At 73.0% G+C, this 17,042-nt stretch carries 15 protein-coding genes and 1 pseudogene; 14 read left to right on the top strand and 2 right to left on the bottom strand.

The features are described from left to right. Positions 1-137: 137 nt before the first annotated feature. The 14 genes from ACWD0J_RS08005 to ACWD0J_RS07940 all read left to right on the top strand — a co-directional run bounded on the left by ACWD0J_RS08005 (position 138) and on the right by ACWD0J_RS07940 (position 13,948). Positions 138-1,184: a thioesterase domain-containing protein gene (locus ACWD0J_RS08005; RefSeq protein WP_451494903.1), complete on the top strand. Its 1,047-nt coding sequence runs from the start codon at positions 138-140 to the stop codon at positions 1,182-1,184. A gap of 244 nt (positions 1,185-1,428) precedes the next feature. Continuing rightward, on the top strand, positions 1,429-1,710 hold the full coding sequence (locus tag ACWD0J_RS08000) for an acyl carrier protein (protein ID WP_451494902.1): 282 nt from the start codon (positions 1,429-1,431) through the stop codon (positions 1,708-1,710). After that, on the top strand, positions 1,707-3,137 hold the full coding sequence (locus ACWD0J_RS07995; protein WP_451494901.1) for a TrpB-like pyridoxal phosphate-dependent enzyme: 1,431 nt from the start codon (positions 1,707-1,709) through the stop codon (positions 3,135-3,137). Before ACWD0J_RS08000 ends, ACWD0J_RS07995 begins: the two co-directional genes overlap by 4 nt. Continuing rightward, positions 3,134-4,336: a hypothetical protein gene (locus ACWD0J_RS07990; protein ID WP_451494900.1), complete on the top strand. Its 1,203-nt coding sequence runs from the start codon at positions 3,134-3,136 to the stop codon at positions 4,334-4,336. The genes ACWD0J_RS07995 and ACWD0J_RS07990 overlap by 4 nt, the downstream gene beginning before the upstream one ends. Beyond that, on the top strand, positions 4,333-5,835 hold the full coding sequence (locus ACWD0J_RS07985; protein ID WP_451494899.1) for a class I adenylate-forming enzyme family protein: 1,503 nt from the start codon (positions 4,333-4,335) through the stop codon (positions 5,833-5,835). Before ACWD0J_RS07990 ends, ACWD0J_RS07985 begins: the two co-directional genes overlap by 4 nt. Continuing rightward, positions 5,828-7,132, top strand: a complete 1,305-nt coding sequence (locus tag ACWD0J_RS07980) for a type III PLP-dependent enzyme (RefSeq protein ID WP_451494898.1) — start codon at positions 5,828-5,830, stop codon at positions 7,130-7,132. Before ACWD0J_RS07985 ends, ACWD0J_RS07980 begins: the two co-directional genes overlap by 8 nt. A 6-nt stretch (positions 7,133-7,138) precedes the next feature. Then, a complete protein-coding gene (locus ACWD0J_RS07975) occupies positions 7,139-7,387 on the top strand; it encodes a phosphopantetheine-binding protein (protein ID WP_451494897.1) in 249 nt (82 codons plus the stop codon). Next, complete coding sequence (locus ACWD0J_RS07970) at positions 7,384-8,592, top strand: acyl-CoA dehydrogenase family protein (protein ID WP_451494896.1); 1,209 nt, start codon at positions 7,384-7,386, stop codon at positions 8,590-8,592. The genes ACWD0J_RS07975 and ACWD0J_RS07970 overlap by 4 nt, the downstream gene beginning before the upstream one ends. A 4-nt stretch (positions 8,593-8,596) precedes the next feature. After that, positions 8,597-9,703: an acyl-CoA dehydrogenase family protein gene (locus ACWD0J_RS07965; RefSeq protein WP_451494895.1), complete on the top strand. Its 1,107-nt coding sequence runs from the start codon at positions 8,597-8,599 to the stop codon at positions 9,701-9,703. Then, complete coding sequence (locus tag ACWD0J_RS07960) at positions 9,700-10,386, top strand: 4'-phosphopantetheinyl transferase family protein (RefSeq protein ID WP_451494894.1); 687 nt, start codon at positions 9,700-9,702, stop codon at positions 10,384-10,386. Before ACWD0J_RS07965 ends, ACWD0J_RS07960 begins: the two co-directional genes overlap by 4 nt. Then, complete coding sequence (locus ACWD0J_RS07955; RefSeq protein WP_451494893.1) at positions 10,376-11,275, top strand: hypothetical protein; 900 nt, start codon at positions 10,376-10,378, stop codon at positions 11,273-11,275. The genes ACWD0J_RS07960 and ACWD0J_RS07955 overlap by 11 nt, the downstream gene beginning before the upstream one ends. After that, on the top strand, positions 11,272-12,873 hold the full coding sequence (locus ACWD0J_RS07950) for an AMP-binding protein (RefSeq protein ID WP_451494892.1): 1,602 nt from the start codon (positions 11,272-11,274) through the stop codon (positions 12,871-12,873). The genes ACWD0J_RS07955 and ACWD0J_RS07950 overlap by 4 nt, the downstream gene beginning before the upstream one ends. Beyond that, positions 12,870-13,388 carry a hypothetical protein gene (locus ACWD0J_RS07945; RefSeq protein ID WP_451494891.1) on the top strand — a complete coding sequence of 173 codons (519 nt, stop codon included), beginning with the start codon at positions 12,870-12,872 and terminating at the stop codon, positions 13,386-13,388. The genes ACWD0J_RS07950 and ACWD0J_RS07945 overlap by 4 nt, the downstream gene beginning before the upstream one ends. 11 nt (positions 13,389-13,399) lie before the next feature. Next, positions 13,400-13,948, top strand: a complete 549-nt coding sequence (locus ACWD0J_RS07940) for a flavin reductase family protein (RefSeq protein ID WP_451494890.1) — start codon at positions 13,400-13,402, stop codon at positions 13,946-13,948. Positions 13,949-14,291: 343 nt separating this feature from the next. Here ACWD0J_RS07940 and ACWD0J_RS07935 read toward each other — a convergent pair. Next, a pseudogene (locus ACWD0J_RS07935) lies at positions 14,292-14,624 on the bottom strand (transposase); the annotation flags it as partial. A gap of 198 nt (positions 14,625-14,822) precedes the next feature. Next, entirely contained in the window at positions 14,823-16,880 is a 2,058-nt protein-coding gene (locus ACWD0J_RS07930; protein WP_451494889.1) for an RICIN domain-containing protein, read from the bottom strand. Positions 16,881-17,042 lie beyond the last annotated feature (162 nt).

The raw sequence follows: 17,042 nt of genomic DNA, 5'->3' as shown, positions 1-17,042 counted from the left end.
AGATCGATCCGAACGGATGCGGAATGGCGACGGATATGACAGGTGTTCCCACTGGGCGAGATCCATGTCCGGCCGACCGGGGCATGACACGACCCCACCGACGGCCGCGCGAGGGCACCGGATGAGGATCGGTGCGCATGACGTCGACCGATGCGCGCACCCCCAGGAGAACCGGGTGTCCACCCCCCTGTTGGAGATGTGAGGTAGGTCACACCTATGCCCGAGTGATGTGTGATTCACGCGGGGCTGGTGACCCAAGCAGAGAAAGCCCGGGGTCATCCGGAGGGCGGAATGCGACACACCGCCCGCAGGGCCCTACGGCGTTTCGGCGCTCCACACACCATCGGGTCAAGACCAACAGGTCCCAACCCCAGGTTGGGCCGGGGGAACATGTGAGCCACAGCGCGAAAACCGAAACGACGGCCGACTTAGACAGGCCGCTGCTGTTACCGCTGGGAAGGCGGGCCGGCGACATCAGTACCGTCGTCTTCCATCCCCTGGGGGGCGGCCTTCTTCCCTATCTGGGTCTCGTCGCCCACCTCTCCCGCCATGGCCCCGTGTACGGCATACGGGCGCTGGGTCTGGAGGAGGGCGAGAAGCCGGACACCCGCATACCGGACATGGCCGACCGTTACGCCGAGGCGGTGGCCGCCCTCCCCGCCTGTCCCGACCTGTTCGTCGGATGGTCCCTCGGCGGGCTGCTCGCCTTCGAGACGGCGCGGCGACTGCCCGGCGGGCACATGCCCGACCTGGTGCTCGTCGACAGCAGTCCGGCGCCGGTCGGCAAGGAACCCGAGGCCTACGGCAACGTACGGCGCCAGGTGCTGAGCGAGGCCGCGGCCCACATGGACGCGGACGCTCTCGCACGCACGGAGCGCACCGTCGACGCCCACCTCGGGGCCCGCACCCGTTACCGCGCAGAGGGGCGGTATCCCGGCCGCACCCTGCTGATCACCTGTACCGGCAGTGACGACCCGCAGCAGGCCCTGCGTTGGTCGCCGCACCTCGCGGACGTCTCGGTCCGCTCCCTGGACACCGACCACTTCGGCGTCCTGCGCGCACCGCACTTGCAGCAACTGCGCTTGCACATCCAGGAATTCATCGGAACTCGCGGCAACGGCCGGGTCCGGTGCCCCGCGCCCGGCACGGAGCGATGTAGAGCCGTCGCGGCTCCCGTCCGCTGACCGGCGCCGCTCCGTAGACGCACTTACGGCGTCATCACGCGGCCCCGGCCCGGCCCGGCAGCCGGTACCGCCACCCGCGTTCCTCTCTCTTTCCCGTTCCTCCTGTTCCGGCGGGGTGCACCACTGCCTCCGCCCGGGACGGCCCACACGACTGCCCGTCGATTGTCACTCTCCGTGTCCGGTCATGCGCTCGGCGTTCCCGGACACTCCGCGTATCCCTGTCCTGCTCCGGCAAAGGAATGGCATGCAGCACGCACAGCCCACGTCGCCCCACCTCACGAGCGTCGTCAAGAAGGTCGTCGCGGCGGCCTCCGAACCCCCCGTCGACCCGCACGGCCTGACGGACGACGAACCACTCAACGGCGAACGTCTCCACATCAACTCCCTCAGCCTCATCAGTCTCCTGGTCCAGATCGAGGAGGAGACCGGTGTCGCCCTCTCCGACGAGCTGTTCGTCGGCAGGTCCTTCGCCACCGTCGCCGACATCACCACGATCGTCGAGCAGAGCAGTGAGGCCGCCGCATGACCGAGGTCCCCCGCCGCTGGCGCAGCGTCCTTCCCCACCTCGGGCAGCCGCTGCCGGCCGACCGCACCCAGCACTGCGCCACCGACGGTGGCAGCGTGCAGGCGAACCTGCCGATGGAACTCGTCCGTCAGAGCCTGCAGTCACGCGAGTACTGGGACATCCCCGAGGAGGTCGTCGACGCCTACCGACGTTTCCGTCCCACCCCGCTGTGGCGGGCCCGCGCCTTCGAGAAGGCGGTGGGCGCCCGGGTGCCGATCTGGGTGAAGTACGAGGGCGGCAACATCTCCGGCAGCCACAAGCTCAACACCGCGCTCGCCCAGGCCTACTACTACCACCGGGCGGGCGTGCGGGAACTGGTCACCGGCACCGGAGCCGGCCAGTGGGGCACCGCGCTGGCCGCCGCCTGTGCCCGCTTCGGCATGCGCTGCACCGTCTTCATGGTCGGCGGCAGCCTGGAACGCAAGCCGTACCGGGGCGTGTTGATGCGGATGCTCGGCGCGCGCGTCATCTCCAGCCCCAGCACCCTCACCGAGGTCGCCCGCTCCGGCCGGTCGGCGGGCAACAGCCTCTCGCTCGCGATCGGCGAGGCCGTCGAGTACGCCGCCCGCACGGAGGGAGCGGCGTTCTGCATCGGCAGCGGTGAGACCTACAGCATCCTGCACCAGTCCGTGATCGGCCTGGAGGCCATTGACCAGCTCGCCGAGGAGGGGGGCGAGGTCGACGCGGTGGTCGGCTGCGTCGGAGCGGGCTCCAACTTCGGCGGCATCGCCTTGCCGTTCCACGCCCTGGCCGCCGCCGAGGGCACCGAACCGCCGGCACTGATCGCGGCGGAGTCCAGCACGACCCCGAAGCTCACCCGCGGCGTGTACGCCTACGACCGCACGGACGCCACCGGGTCGTCCCCGCTGGAGCCCATGTACACCGTCGGTAGCGACTACTCCATCCCCGACTCCCATTCGGCGGGCCTGCGTTACCACGGCGCCGCCAAGCTCATCTCCGCGATGCGGCACGCGGGACAGGTTGCCGCCACCGCCGTCGACCAGGTCGCCGCCCTCGCCGCCGGCCGCGCCTTCACCACGACGGAGATGACCCTGCCCGCTCCGGAGTCCGGACATGCCCTGGCTGCCGCCGCCCGTGCGGCGGGCGACGGCGGCGGGGACGGTGACGCCCCCCGTGCCCGCACCGGAGTCCTGGTCTGCGTGAGCGGCCACGGCTACCTGGACCTCGGCGCCTACCAGCAGTTCCTCGAGGGCGAACTGACCGACCGCGCGCCGGACCCGGCGGCGATCGCCGACGCCGTCGCGGGTCTCGCCCGTATCGACGCACCGGCGGACACCGACGCGGCGCCCGGCCTGATCACGGTGCCGCCCGCCGGGACGGCCAGGCGGCCGGCGGGTGCCCCCGTCGGTCTCGAGGAGGTGCGATGAGCGCCCCCGCCGTCCCGCAGAGCGCCCCGCAGAGCGCCCCGCCGGCGGATCTGCGCGCCGAGCTCCTCGACTGCCTCCAGGTCAACCTGGCCTGGCTGGCCCGCGCCGAGTACGGCGTGTCGCCGCTCGTCCTCGGTGCGCGCCTGGAATTCTCGCCCCGCGACGACGGTCCCGGCCGCCTGCCGACCGTCGAGGCGGCCACCGACACCCACGTGGAGCGCACCGCCGGGGCACTCGGTCTGTCCATCACGGACCGTCACACCCTCCCGCCCCGCACCGGGGCCCCGCCGACCGGTCCCGGCAGCGTGTACGTGATCGCCGACGCCTACTACTTGCCCTGGGTGCCGTACCACGGCCACGCCCACATGGACCACAGCTTCCTGCTCGGCAGGGACGCCTCCGGACGGGCCGTGGTGCGCGACGGGTACCACAACGACACCCCGTACGGTCCGGCCCGGCCGGGCACCTGGACCCTCACCGAGGAGGAACTCGCCGAGGCACTGCCCGACGGCGCGCGCGTGTACCGCACGACCCGCGCCGGGGTCCCGCAGGACGCCACGGCGGTCGTACCGGCCACTGCGGCGGCCGTCGAGGCGTACGTGCGTGCTTACCGGGAGCACCCCGACCGGGAAGAGGCCCTCGCCCGACTCACCCTGGAGACCTGGCTACTGGCCCGGGCCCGGCGGCTGCACGCCGCACATCGTGCCGCCGCTGGCGGCCCGGCGCCGGCCGTCGAGGAGCACCTGACGGCCTGGGGCAAGCTGGCCGAACAGACCTTCCTCGCCCACCGCCGCGTCCAGCGCGGCCGGCCGGAGCCCGCCGGCCCGCTGGAACGGCTCGCCGAACTGCTGCACGCCGACGCCCGGGTGTTCACCTCGCCGTCCCCGGCGCGGGAGGCCGTCCCGGCCGCCGCCCGGGCCGGGACGGCGGGCACCGGCTCCCCGGACACCGACGCGCTGCGCGCGGCCGTCGCCGAAGAGGCGGCCGCCGTGCTCCGCGTCTCCGCCGCCGAGCTGCTGGCGGGCCGGCCACTGACCGAGATACCGGGCTTCGGCTCTTTCCGCATGGTCGACATCGTCGAGCGGATCGAGGAACGGCTGGACATCGAGTTCGACGCCGCCGATCTCGTCCCGGAGAACCTTCACGACCTCGACGGCCTGTGCCGCATCACCGCCCGCGCCCACCGGGAGACGCCATGAACCTGCTGCACGATCTCATCGACACCGCGGCGCACCGCGCACCGGACGCACCCGCCGTCACCACCTCGCGGGACTGCCTCACCCACGGCGAACTCGCCGTCGCCAGCCGGGCGGCCGCCCGCTGGCTGGGCGCCCTCGGTGTCCGCCGCGGGGAGCGCGTCGTGGTGGTGGCCCCCTCGGTCGTCGAGGTCGCCGTCGTCGTCTACGCCGCCTCCCGGATCGGCGCCCCCTTCGCGCTGCTGCACGAACAGACCCGGGGGCGGGCCCTGGCCCACGTCCTGGACGACGCCGAACCCGTCCTCCTGCTCGCCGACGACGAGGACGCCCGGCGCCTGGCCGCCGAGCGCGGCATCACCGCCGCCCCCCTGTCCGACGTCCCGCGCGGCCCGGACCCGGACCTCGGCCGGCCCGGACCGGCCGCCGACGAGAGCGGCACCGACGCTCCGCTCCCGATCGATCCCGTCTGCCTGATCTACACCTCCGGCACCACAGCGGCCCCGAAAGCCGTGGTGAGCACCCACCAGCAGGCCCTGTTCGCCGTCCACGCCATCCAGGGCGAACTGAAGTACCGCCCCGACGACGTGGTCTACAGCCCGCTTCCCCTCTCCTTCGACTACGGCCTCTACCAGTTGTTCCTCGGTGCTGTGAGCGGGGCGGCGGTACGGCTCGGGCTGCCCGCCGAGGTCGGGGCCACCCTGCTGCGCAACATCGAGGCCGCGGGCGCCACCGTCCTGGCCTGCGTGCCCGCCGTCGCCGAAACCCTGTCCAAGCTGGTGCGCCGCTCGCCCGACCACGGCCTGCGGCTGCGGCTGCTCACCAACACCGGCGCCACGATGCCCCCGCAGCCTCTCGCCGTACTGCGGGCCGCCGTCCCGGGGCTGCGGGTGCAGCTCATGTTCGGGCTCACCGAATGCAAACGCGCCGCCATCAACCCGCCGGACGCGGACCTGGAGCACCCCGGGAGCTGCGGCCGGGCCCTGCCCGGAACCGAGATCTACGCGGCCGGCCCGGACGGGGAGCGACTGCCTCCGGGTGAGATCGGTGAACTGGTGGTGCGCGGACCGCACGTCATGGCCGGCTACTGGCGCCGCCCCGAGCTGACCGCCCAGCGGTTCCCGCGCCGCGACGGGCTCTTCCCCGAGCTGCGCACCGGCGACCACGGATGGCTCGACGAACACGGTTTCGTCCACTTCTCCGGCCGCCTCGACGACGTCTACAAGGAGCGGGGGTTCCGGGTCAGCGCCACCGAGGTGGAGGCCGCCGCCCGGCGTGTGCAGGGCGTCGAACAGGCCGCCGTCCTGCCGCCGGCGGAAGGCTCGCCGGCGATCCTGGCGGTGGTCTGTGACCGCCGGCCCGCGGACGTCCTGGACGCCATGCGTGAGGAGATCGAGGAGTTCAAGGTGCCCGGCCGCTGCGTGCCGCTGCCCGCCCTGCCCCTGACCCGCAACGGCAAGGTCGACCGCAAGGCCCTCGCCCAGGAGGTGGCCAGCCTTGTCTGACACGACCACCGTCGTCCGCCCGAGCACCGCCCGGCCCGATGCCGGGGCCGTCCCCGCCACCCTGCCCGCGGCGGTCTTCGCCGCGCTGGACGCGGGCGCCGAGACGCCCGCCTACGTGTACGACCTCGCACGCGTCCGGGAGAACGCCGCCCGGCTGCGCGGGGCCCTGCCCGAACCGGCCGACCTCTACTACTCCCTCAAGGCCAACTCCCACCCTGGCGTCCTGCGCACCCTCAGGGAGGCCGGGGTACTGCCCGAAGTGTGCTCCCCCGGCGAACTCGACGCCGCGCTCGGCGCCGGGTGGGACGCCGGGCAGGTCCTCTACACAGGGCCCGGCAAACGCGACCAGGACATCGACCGGGCCCTGGAGAAGGGGGTCCGCGAGTTCTGCGCCGACTCTCCGACCGGCCTCGATCAGCTCGACCGGCTCGCCGGCCGGGCGGGGGTGCGGGTACGGACGCTGCTGCGCGTCAACGACGACCGTCCCGCTGCCGGACAGGGCCTCGCCATGACCGGGGTCGCCTCCCAGTTCGGCGCCGACACGCGGTGGATCACCGACGAGTCTGAGCGCTTCGGGGACCGCCCCCACGTCGAGGTCACCGGCCTGCACCTCTACATGGGCACCAACCTCACCCACGTACCCGACCTGCTGGCGCAGTTTCGGCAGTCGCTCACCACGGCAGCCCGGCTCCGCGCCGTCCTGGCCCCGCACACCGCGAGGCTGGACACCACCCTCGACCTGGGCGGCGGCTTCGGCGCCCCCTTCGCCAAGGAGGGTGAGGCGGCCGACCTGACCGGCTTGCGCGAAGGGCTCGCCGAACTGCTCGACGCCTGCGCACCCGGCTGGCGCGACGGTGCACCGCGCCCGGCGTACGAGTCCGGCCGTCACCTGGTGGGCACCGCCGGGACCCTGCTGACCCGGGTGCTCGACGTGAAGCGGTCGCACGGCCGGGACGTCGCCGTCCTGGAGTCCGGCATCAACCACCTCGGCGGCATGGCCGGCCTGCGCCGCCTGCCACCGCTCAACCCGACCCTGCTCACTGGCGCGGCAGGACGCGGCGAACCGCGGCCCACCATGGTCACCGGCCCCCTGTGCACTCCGCTCGACACCTGGGCGCGACAGGCACCGCTGCCCCCGCTGCGCCCCGGCGACCTGCTCGCCGTCCCCAACGTCGGCGCCTACGGGCTGTCCGCCAGCCTGCTCGCCTTCCTGGGCCACCCGGCCCCGCTCGAAGTCGCCGTCGACGGCAGCGCCGCACCGCACATCACCCGCCTCACGCTCACCCGGAAGGACTGAACCGCCATGGACGCCGTGTTCGAGAAAGTGCTCCGCGACCACCTGCCCCGCCTCCAGGAGCAGCCGCTCACCGACGACACCCGGCTGCGCGACCTGGGGCTCGACTCCATGAAGTCGGTCGACCTGCTGTTCGCCATCGAGGACGAGATGGACGTCTCGCTGTCCGACGACGACCTCAATGAGACGACCTTCGCGACCGCCGGCTCGCTGTGGCGGGCCGTGGACGCCGCGCGGACCTCCGAGGCGGTCGCGTGACCGCCACCTCCACCGCGCCCGCCCCGGTCACCGGCGCAGCCGACCGGGGCGGGGCCCCTCTCCTGCTCGCACCGCTGGTCGAGGAGGCCGCCGAGGTGACCGCGGCACACGCGCGCCGCACCGACACCGAAGCCGTGTTCCCCGTCGAGGCGCTGGAGTCGCTGCGCCGCACCCGGCTGCTCGGCCTCCTTGTGCCGGCTGCCGAGGGTGGACTCGGCGGTGACCTGGACGACGTGCTCACCACCACCCGGCGACTGGGCCGCGAGGACATGTCGCTCGCCATGGTTTTCGCGATGCACTGTCAGCAGGTGGCCGCCCTGGTGGAGCACGCCGACGGCACACTGCGCGACGGACTCCTGCCTCGGATCGGAGCGGGCGAGGTGTACCTGGCGTCGGTCACCACGGAGGCCGGCAAGGGCGGCGCACTCCTCACCGCCACCGCGCCCCTCGAACAGCGCGAGGGCCACCTGCTCCTCGACCGATTCGCGCCGATCGTCACCGGCGGCGCCCACGCGGACGGCTTCCTCGTCACCATGCGCAGCCCGGACTCCGAGAACGAGCACGACGTCTCGCTGGTGTACGCCGACCGGAGCCAGCTCGAGGTGGCCTCCGCCGGCGGCTGGGACCCGCACGGCATGCGGGCCAGCCACAGCGGCGCGCTCCACCTGCGCGGCACCGTTCCCGGCCACCAGGTCGTGGGGCAGCACGGCCGCTTCCGCGACATCGTCACGCACACCTTCGGCCCCCTCGCTCACCTCGGCTGGAGCGCCGCCTGGCTGGGCACGGCCGAGGGCGCGCTGGCCCGCACCGTCGGCATGCTGCGCTCCTCCCGGACCCGCGGCGGTGCCCTTCTCGACTCGGAGCTGCTGCTCACCCGGCTCGCCCGGGTACGGCACCGCCTGGAGGCCGTCGACGCGCTGCTGGCCCGCACCCTGGACACGGTCATCCACGAGGACGTCACCCGGCCCCGCGTCCAGCTCCTGGTCAACGGACTGAAGGTGACCGCATCCGAGCAGTGCCACGCGGCGGTGCAGGAACTGGTGGACGCGGTCGGGCTGCGCCACGGCTACCTGCGGGACTCACCCGTCGCGCTGGAGCGCGCCCTGCGCGACCTGCGGTCGGCGAGCCTCAACTTCAGCAACGACCGGCTGCTGCTGGCCGACGGCAAGCTCACCCTCCTCGACGCGGAGGTGCGCCTTGCCTGAGGTCGTGGAACTTCTCGAGCGCGGCCGCCCCGGGCCGGCGGCACGGCCCGCGCCGGCCGGCCCGGGGTCCGGACGCGAGCTGTGGGCACGCCTGGGTGCGGCGGGCGCCCTGCGCGGGATCTACCGGGAGGGACTGCCCGAACGCGGGGTCATACCTGACCGGCTCCGCGAGGTGATCGTCCGCGCCGAGGCGGAGGAGGGCACCGGGCCTTTGCTGTCGGTCTGCGTCCAGGCCGCCACCGTGCTGCCGCTGCTGGCGGAGGCGGGCCGACGCGGACCGGCCGCGGCGGACGTCGCCCGCCGGATGCTCGACGGCCGGTCCGTCGTGGCCCTGGCCGCCACCGACAGCGGCCCCGGCTCCGACCTCACCGCCCTGACCACACACGCCGAGGAGACGGGCACCGGGACGGTGCTGCGCGGCACCAAACGCTGGATCACCAACGCGGTCCACGCCGACCTGCTGCTCGTCCTGGCCCGCCGCCGTCCCGGCCCCCACTTCACCAACTTCACCTGGTACCTCGTGCCCGCCGACGACCCGCGGGTACGTGTCGAGGCGGCACCGGGCCCGTACTTCACGGGGTCCGGCACCGGACACATCCACCTCGACGGCGTACCGGTGCTCGCGGACGGGCCGGTCGGCGGCGCGGGGCGCGGACTCGCCCTGTTCGCCCGGCACATCGCGGTGGAACGCCTCGCCGGCGGCCTGTGGGCGGCGGCGGCCTGCCGCCGGGCGCTGGCCGACACCCAAGACCGGCTGACGGAACGCGGCCTGTGGGAGCAGCCCGCGATCCGCCAGCGGCTCGCCGCCGCCCTGGTCCGCACCCGCCAACTGGAGACGCTGGTGGAGGCGTTGGGCCCCGCCGTCGCCGCCGGGCACGACCACACCGGTGCGGCGCTGGTGAAGGCGGCAGCCGGGGAAACGGCCGACCACGTCCTCGACGTCTGCGCGCACCTGTGCGGTGCGGACGGCTTCGCCGCGACGGGCATGCAGCACCGGCGTGCGGAGGCCGCGCTGTTCGGCATCGCCGGCGGCAGCACCGAGACCGTCCTCGCCTGCGTCGCCGACCAGGCGGAGGTACTGCTGTCCCGGCCCCGCGGGGCGGCGTCGTGAGCGCCGCCACGGCCCCGGCGCGCCCCGGCCCGGCGGCCCGGCAGGCCGGTCCCGTCACCGTCGAGGCGGCGCCCGGCGTGTGGGTGGCCTGGGGGCGCGCGGCCACTGCGAGCGCCCACCCCGCCGATCTGGCGGACGTGCGCGACCGGCCGCGGTGGCAGCGCCGCCAGTCGCTCGCCGCCCGGGGACTGCTGCGTGCCCTGCTCGCCGAGGTGTGCCCCGGAACCGAGGGCGTCCCGCTGACCGCCGGCGCCCGTGGCCGGCCCGTGCTGGAGGGGCTGCCCGGCCTGGGGGTCAGCCTCTCCCACGACGGCGCGGACGACGCCTCGGGGGGTGACCTGGTGGCCGCCGCCGTGGCCCCCGGCCGAAGGGTGGGCGTTGACGTCCAGTTGCCCCCCGGCCCGGATCTGCCCCCCGGCCTGGTCCGCCGGTGCCTGCGCGAACGCGCCGCCGAACTGTCCCCGCTGCCGGCCGACCGCCGCGCCCTGGAGTTCGCCTGGGTGTGGACCGTGCAGGAGGCCTGTGTGAAGGCCGACGGCACCGGTATCGCCGGCCGCCCGTGGTCCCTCGACATCCCGGTGCGACCCAGCACCGGCACCCTGGGCGATCTCACCTGGATCGCCCTGCGTCACCTCAGCGTCCATCCCGTGAGCTGCGCCTTTGGAGATCTCCGTGCCCGCTGAAGCACTGAGCTGCTACACCACCAACCTCAAGGAACACCTCCGTCTCACCGACCCCGCCGCCGAGCGGCGGCTGACGGCCGGCTTCACCCTCTGCGTGCGGCGCGACGGCCTCGACGGCACTCTGGCCTTCAGCCACCACGTCCGAGTGGCGCCCGACTTCGGCTACCGCGGCACACGCCGCTGGGACGACACCCTGTCCGCCCTGCGGGGCGAGTTCGCCCGCCAGGGCGACGTCCTCGCCGTGGCCAACTGCCGCAACCTGCCGTGGAGCCCGTCCCACCTGGTGCGCGACGTGCCGCACTGGCTCCGCCTCGCCGCCCGCGACGGCGACCGCTGGCTGGTGGTCGACGACTTCGACGCCCTGCTCCCCGAAGGCCACCAGTCACCGCACCGCAGCTGGGTCGACGAAGCCGAACTGCGGCTCCTGCTGGCCCCGTTGCCGGGCCTGGACACCGTGCTGCACCAGCGCGACACGTACGCCCTCGGCGGCGGCCCCGCCTGGGTACCGGGCCCGGGGAACCACCGCTGGCTGGAGCACGGCGCCGGCCGCTTCGATCCGTGCCCCGGCGACTGGGTCCGGGGCACCGACGCCTCGCTCGCCCTCCTCCGCGACCTGCTGCCGTCCGACCCGCAGGCACTGGTCCGCTACGCCGAGGACCTCTGGGCCGCGGCACGCCACCACCAGTACCTGCACCGCGCCGCGCCGGCGACCTCCGCCGCGTGGGGCGAGCTGTCCCGCTCCCTGCGCTACGCCGCCCAGTCGGCGGCACGCGGCAGGCCCCGCGCCTCGCTGGTGCGCACAGCCTTCGACCGCATCCTCACCTCGATCGGCCCCGGCGACGCGGCCGCTGCCCGCCCCGCCGCCGTCAGCGCGGGAGCGGCCTGGTGAGCGCCCGCACCGGGGACCACCCCGGCACCCTGCACGCGTGGTTCGCCGCATCGGCCGGACGCCACCCCGACCGCGTCGCCCTGGAGGCCGACGGGCAGGACCTGACCTACCGCGAACTCGACGAGTACAGCGCCCGTGTCGCGGCCGGCATCCTCCGGGCCTGCCCCGGACCACCGCACCGCGTCGGTCTGCTGGCCGGCCGGCGGCCCGCCACCTACGCCGGCTACCTGGCCGTCCAACGACTCGGTGCCACGGTCGTCCCGCTGAACACGGCATGGCCCGGGGCCCGCAACGCCTCCGTCGCCCGCCGTGCCGGGCTCGACCTGGTGCTGACCGACGGGACCGGGGAGATGCACGCGCTGCCCGTGCCGCTGCTCGACCTGGCCGACGCGGCCGGCGGCTCCGCCGACGGCGCGGCTCCCCGTCCCGGGGAACCGGGGGCGCCCGCCTACATCCTGTTCACCTCCGGCAGCACCGGCACCCCCAAGGGCGTGCCGATACTCCATGACAACGTCGCCCCGTACCTCGCCCATGTCATCGAGCGCTACGAGGTCGGGCCCGGCTCCCGGCTCTCCCAGACCTTCGATCTCACCTTTGACGTCTCGGTGTTCGACATGTTCACCGCGTGGGGCGGCGGTGCGACCCTCGTCGTCCCGAGCCGGGACGACATCCTGGCACCCGTACGGTTCGTCAACGACCGTCGCCTGACCCACTGGTGCTCCGTCCCGTCGGTGATCTCCTTCGCCCGCCGGGTGCGGGCGCTGCGCCACGGCGCCATGCCGGGACTGCGCCACAGCCTCTTCGCGGGGGAGCCGCTCACCCTCCAGCAGGCCCGGGCGTGGCAGGCGGCCGCACCGGCGTCACGACTGGAGAACTTCTACGGCCCGACCGAACTGACCATCACCTGCTCGGAGTTCCCTCTCGACACCGACATGGGCAACTGGCCCGCGACCGCCAACGGAACGGTGCCCATCGGCCACGTCTACCCGCACCTGGAGCACCGCGTCCTCGACGCCTCGGGGCGGCGGGCGGAGGAGGGCGAACTGTGCGTGCGGGGGCCCCAGCGTTTCCCTGGCTATCTGGACCCCGCCGACAACGCCGGACGCTTCTGGGACCTGGACGGCGACCGTCCCGCCGACCCCGCTTCGGCGCCGCCCGGTTCCGCCGCCCGGCCGACGGGCGTGGTCCCGGCCCGCATGTGGTACCGCACCGGCGACCGGGTCTGCCCGGCCGGCCGGGACGGACTCCTCCACCTGGGCCGTCTCGACCACCAGGTGAAGGTCGACGGCTACCGCGTCGAACTCGGCGAGATCGAGTCCGCGCTGCGCGACCAGCCCGACGTGCACGACGCCGTGGTTCTCGCCCTGCCCACCACGCACGGCGGCACCGAACTGCACGCCGTGTGCACCGGTGACGACCCCGCCCCCGATACCCTGCTCGCCGCACTCCGTGACCGGCTGCCCGCCTACATGGTCCCCGCCTTCCTCGACGTGCGTCCCGAACTGCCCCTGAACGGCAACGGCAAGACGGACCGGGCGGCCCTGGCCGCCCTGCTGCACGACGCCCCCGCAGTGACACCGGTCAAGGAGCTCCGATGACCAGACACCACCCCGGCCCGCCCGTAGTCCTGGTCGGAGCCCGTCCCGCCGAGGGCCACGCCACCCTGACCCGCCGGGGAATCCCCTTCGTCCGGATCGCCGACCCCGGCGAGCCCCTGAAGCAGGCCGGAGCGGGCGTCCTCGCCGCGCACCGCGCCCCCTACCGCGACGACCCGACCTCCCTGCTCCCGGCCACCCTGCTCTGCGAGGCGCTGGGGCTGCCGTCGGTGTCCGAGGGCGCCGTACTGCGCACCCGGGACAAGCTCGTCATGCGCCGGGCGCTGCCGGCCACCTGCCCCGGCCCCGCCTTCGCATCGTCGGCGAGAACGAGCCGGACGCAGGCGACTTCCCCCTCGTCGCACAGCCATGAGCGTCCCGGACACGTCGTCGTGGGGGCCGGCAGCCGCGACGAACTCCACACCCGCGTGCCGGCCGTGGAGGAAGCGCTGAGCCCGGTCCTCCACCGCGCCTGCGATCCCGTGTCCGTCGCGCCCCCACCGCTACCCGCATCCTGAGGAGTCACCCCATGGGCCTTCCCGCCCCCACTGCCACGACCCTGCCGTCGGCCTCCGGCTGCGGCCCTCAGCACGGGCCACGCGCCGACCTCGACGCCTTCTGCGCCGCCATGACCCATCTGCCCAGCGGCGTCAGCATCATCACGACGCAGAGTCCCGACGGCCCGCTGGGCTGCACCGTCAACTCCGTCATCTCGCTGTCCGCCCAGCCGCCCTCGTTGCTGGTGTCGCTCGCGAACACCAGCCGCACCCTGCTCCACGCCCTGCGCACCGGCGGCTTCGCCGTCAACGTCGTCTCCTGGCGGCAGCGGGAGCTCTACCGCCGGTTCGCCCAGGGAGACCCCCTCCGGCGCTTCGACGGCGTCGCCCACACCGTTCGTGACGGCCAGCCCGTACTGGCCCACACGTCCGCCGTGTTCACCTGCACGGTCGAACGGTCCATCGAGGTGGGCGACCACACGCTCCTGGTGGGCAACGCTATCGAGGCGTCCCACGACACGGACGCCCACCCCTTGGTCCTCCACCGCCACCGCCCACACCAACTCGGCCCGTACGCGTGACACACCCCAGCAACCGGTGCGGAGCGGCACTCACGCCGTCCGGTGGCCCGCGCGTCACGGACGCGGACACACGGACACGCGCATACGCCGGCACGCGCATACACCGGCACGCGGAACACGCCAGTACGCGCCCACGGCGGCCGACCCGCCTGGCCCGCCGTCCGGGTAATCCAGGTCCAGCCATCGACGACCAGCTCCTCGGGCTTTCGCAAGGCCGGCGGTTCCCCCGAAACCGCCCTCGCCGACAACCTCCTCGACGAGGACCAGCCCCCTCTCTGCGCGGCCACCGCCCGACCCACTCATCCAGGACTGAATTCAGCGGCTGGTCTTGGTTGTTGAGTGGTCAGTCGTTGCTCGGGGTCAGGCGGCCCTCGAAGGCGATCCGGAAAGCGTTGAGTGGGGCCTTCCAACGCATGGTCAACCGCTTGCGGCCCTTCCCTGTCGGGTCGAGGCTCATCAGCGCCATGGAGATGCGCATGAGGGCGGCGGCCTTGATGGGGAGGTGTCCGCGGGCGCGGACGGCCTTGCGTATGCGGGCGTTCACGGACTCCATCGCGTTGGTGCTGCAGATGACTTGACGGATCTCGACGTCGAAGGAAAGGAAGGGCACGAACTCGGCCCAGGCGTTCTCCCACAGCTCGATGATCGCCGGATACTTCCGGCCCCAGGCAACTGCATCGAGGCCCAGTACTTCTGCGCGCCGTTGAACTTGATGAAGACCTCGTCCTCACGGGCTGAGCGGTAACCGGAAGTACAGCCACACGCACTGGGAGATCACCTCGACCGGGTACCGGGTACCGGTGACCCCTGACGTCAGGCGCAGGAACCGCTTCGCCAGTGGTCCCTGCGCCTGGTCATGACATTGGTGGAGCCGTCAGTTGATCCGGACGATCTTCCAGAGCTGGTCGTCGAGGTTGGCGGTGCCCCACTGGATGATGGCTGCCCCGTCGGCGGTGGAGGACTGGGCGACGCCGGCGACGAGGCTGCTGTTCACGTTCCGGAGTTTGTAGTAGCCGCTGCCCGCGTCGGTGAGGGTCCACTTCTGGGAGTCGGCGCTGGAGGCCGTGTTCTGGACGACGGCCGTTCCCGTGGCGCTGGAGGAGTTGCGGATGTCGAGATTGAGGTTGCTGTTGACGTTCTTGATGTTCCAGGCTCCGCCTCCTGCGGACTGGAAGGTGAAGAACTGGCAGGTGCAGGCCGTGTTCTGCCACTGGTTGGCCGCGGTGCCGGCGGTGGTGGAGCCGGCCGGGATGTCGAGGTACTTGCCGCTGTTCTTGTTGACGAGCGCGTACTGGCCGGTGGCCAGCGGCGGCAGGGCGGTCTGGGTGAGGTTCCAGCGCTGGCAGGCGCAGCTGGTGGCGGCCCACTGCCCGGCGGTGGCACCGACGGTGGTGGAGGCGTTGGGGATCTCCAGGTACTTGCCGGTCAGCCGGTTGATGAGGGAGAAGCCACCCGCGGGGTTCGGGGACACCGCCCACTCGTGGTCCACGGTGCCGTTGTCGTCCCACTGGAGGATCTTGGCGCCGTTGGCGGTGGACTGGTTCTCCACGCCCAGGACCTTGCCGCTGGCCACATTGAAGATCTTGAAGTAGCCGGAGGGCTGCTGGACGAACCGCCACTTCTGGTCGCCCGCGTTGTCGGCGTTCTGCTGGGTGGCGTAGGTGCCGTTGGTGGTGGAGCCGCCCGCGATGGTGAGCAGCTGGCCGCTGCCCGCGTTGCTGACGGTGTAGGTGGCGCCGTCGGAGATGCCGCCGCCCAGGTCGATCGTGCTGTAGGTGACCGGGTTGGAGAGGTTGCTGCCTCCGCGTCCGGCGCTGAGTATCAGCAGGCTGTGCCCGTCGGGGAGGGATGTCATGCCACGGCTGTAACCGCCGGCCACGTTGGCGCTGATGCGCGTCCAGGTGTTCGCGGCGCCGTTCTGCGTGTTGATGAACAGGTCGTCGGCGCTGTTGGCGCTGACGACGAGGGTGCCGTTCGGTCCCCCGGTGGGCAGCCAGGTCATGTAGGGAGCGCTCTGGGGTACCACGCCGTCCGTCGTCCGCAGCGGGATGCCGGTGACCGAGCCGAACGCCTCCGGGTCGGAGGAGATCTTGTAGTAGACGGAGAAGTTGCCTTCGGGAGCGCCGCCGTACTCGTACGTCAGGACGTACTTGCCGTTCGGCAGCTTCGCGACGGTCGGCATGCCCGGACGGTTGCTGAAGGTGGGCATGGCCACGTCGTCGACGACGGGGCCCCAGGTGCGGGCGTCCGTGGACACCTGGTGGACGATCTTCTGGCCGTGGTCGGGGTCGCGCTGGTCGGAGTAGTAGACGATGAGCTTGCCGCCGGATACCAGGAAGAACGGCTCCCAGACAGGGGTGCTCCCGTTCGTGTCGAAAGCGGCCCCGCCGGTGGCGATGTTGCTGACGAAGCTCCAGGTCTGCCCGCGGTCGGTGCTGGCGTACAGGTCGATCTTGCTGCCCGACCGGTCGGAGGGCACGGAGTCGCCTGCGGCCAGGATGGTCCCGGCCGGGAAGTCACCGATCGCGGTGGGCAGTTCGAACAGCTCGGGCTGCCAGCGCATGCCCCAGCCGTTCTGTGTGTCGGCGACCTGGGAGATCTTCGTCCAGGAGGTGCCGTTGTCGGTGCTGCGGTAGATCGGGAAGACGGGCGTGCCGGAGGTGTACTGCTCGAACGTGGCGAGCAGGGTGCCGTTGGCCGAGCCGTTGTGCTGCAGGCGCAGCGCCCGCGGATACAGCGAACCGGGTGAAGGCGCGCCCGCAGGCGGGGTGTACATCGTCTGCGAGGGACGGGAGAGGGCCTGCGCCCGGTCCGCGGCAGGCAGCATCATCGTCGCCGCGGCGAGGATCAGCGCCAGAAACAGGAACAGAAGAGTGACGGGGCGGGAACGCCGAGCGGCGTCGGGTCTGACGTCCAACAGTGCAGGGGACATGTGCGGCTCCCAGGACGGGGGTGGGATGGGGTGTTTCGGTGCCCGCCGCCGCCCCGGGGCGGATCCGGGTGGCAGCGGCGAGCCCGGCGTGCGCGTCCGCCGCGTACGCGACTTCGGCGACGCGGCGACGCGGATCGGACCGGCCGGCCTCTCAGTGGGACA

Source organism: Streptomyces sp. NPDC003011 (genome assembly GCF_053591515.1).
The sequence above is the reverse complement of the archived record's forward strand: the minus strand, read 5'-3'. Positions and strand labels throughout refer to the sequence as shown.

Bases quoted from the DNA above. Each gene is read 5' to 3' on its own strand.
- ACWD0J_RS07945 (WP_451494891.1), top strand. From the start codon at position 12,870: ATGACCAGACACCACCCCGGCCCGCCCGTAGTCCTGGTCGGAGCCCGT.
- ACWD0J_RS07995 (WP_451494901.1), top strand. From the start codon at position 1,707: ATGACCGAGGTCCCCCGCCGCTGGCGCAGCGTCCTTCCCCACCTCGGG.
- ACWD0J_RS07985 (WP_451494899.1), top strand. From the start codon at position 4,333: ATGAACCTGCTGCACGATCTCATCGACACCGCGGCGCACCGCGCACCG.
- ACWD0J_RS08005 (WP_451494903.1), top strand. From the start codon at position 138: ATGACGTCGACCGATGCGCGCACCCCCAGGAGAACCGGGTGTCCACCC.
- ACWD0J_RS07940 (WP_451494890.1), top strand. From the start codon at position 13,400: ATGGGCCTTCCCGCCCCCACTGCCACGACCCTGCCGTCGGCCTCCGGC.
- ACWD0J_RS07990 (WP_451494900.1), top strand. From the start codon at position 3,134: ATGAGCGCCCCCGCCGTCCCGCAGAGCGCCCCGCAGAGCGCCCCGCCG.
- ACWD0J_RS08000 (WP_451494902.1), top strand. From the start codon at position 1,429: ATGCAGCACGCACAGCCCACGTCGCCCCACCTCACGAGCGTCGTCAAG.
- ACWD0J_RS07975 (WP_451494897.1), top strand. From the start codon at position 7,139: ATGGACGCCGTGTTCGAGAAAGTGCTCCGCGACCACCTGCCCCGCCTC.
- ACWD0J_RS07930 (WP_451494889.1), bottom strand. From the start codon at position 16,880: ATGTCCCCTGCACTGTTGGACGTCAGACCCGACGCCGCTCGGCGTTCC.